The sequence below is a fragment of the Mesorhizobium sp. M4B.F.Ca.ET.089.01.1.1 genome, from assembly GCF_004022605.1.
Classification (GTDB): domain Bacteria; phylum Pseudomonadota; class Alphaproteobacteria; order Rhizobiales; family Rhizobiaceae; genus Mesorhizobium; species Mesorhizobium abyssinicae.
The window spans coordinates 1-631 of the sequence record NZ_RZOS01001170.1 but is presented as its reverse complement, the minus strand read 5'-3'; the positions used below and the strand labels follow the sequence as shown (position 1 = coordinate 631).

Genomic DNA, 631 nt, shown 5'->3' with positions numbered 1-631 from the left:
CTGTAGGAGCGCCGGGCTAGCAGCAAAACCCCGCTCAGCCGAGACCGGCAACGCCGGAAGCAGCGCAGATGGATCGCGCGTAGAACGGGTGCGTACGAAACTCTGCGGATAGAACCTAGTTGTATTGAACTGCTGGAACCGAGAAAGCAGTTCCCAGACGATCCAAGGGTCAGCTTCAAAGTGGCTGAGAAATCTTGTTGCAAAGCGAGACCAGCACGTCACTACGTCTTCCTCGATCACTGGCGCAGCAAGATAGGCTACTGCTGATGCAGTCAGTACGCGGTCGATCGATCGCCGAAAGGCATGTGGGAGGAGGCCGGCCTGATCGAAGTACGATCCGTACGATAAAAACTCGAGCCACGATCTGCGCCTCGAACCAAAGCGGTCGACGATCGATAAGATTTCCTCACGGGCTCCCACAGCACGAACGCGAAGTTTTAGCCCGGGATGCTTATGTAGAAAGAACCAGGCCAAATTGGTGTCTAGCGCGCGCATTTCCTCGGCCAGAGCGCTCACCTCTCGCCAAAAATCTGCATCCTCTTCAACAGTTGGCAGACAGATCAGACGAAATTCGAGTTGCAGCCAGTCGTTCACGATCGGAATTGTGACGATGTCTCCAACATCCCGGGAC

1 protein-coding gene is annotated in these 631 nt (G+C 55.3%); it reads right to left on the bottom strand.

The window, feature by feature from the left end:
* Positions 1-594 (bottom strand): hypothetical protein (locus EN780_RS36630; RefSeq protein WP_133372977.1); only part of this gene is annotated, 594 nt, incomplete at its 3' end.
* Positions 595-631: the final 37 nt, after the last annotated feature.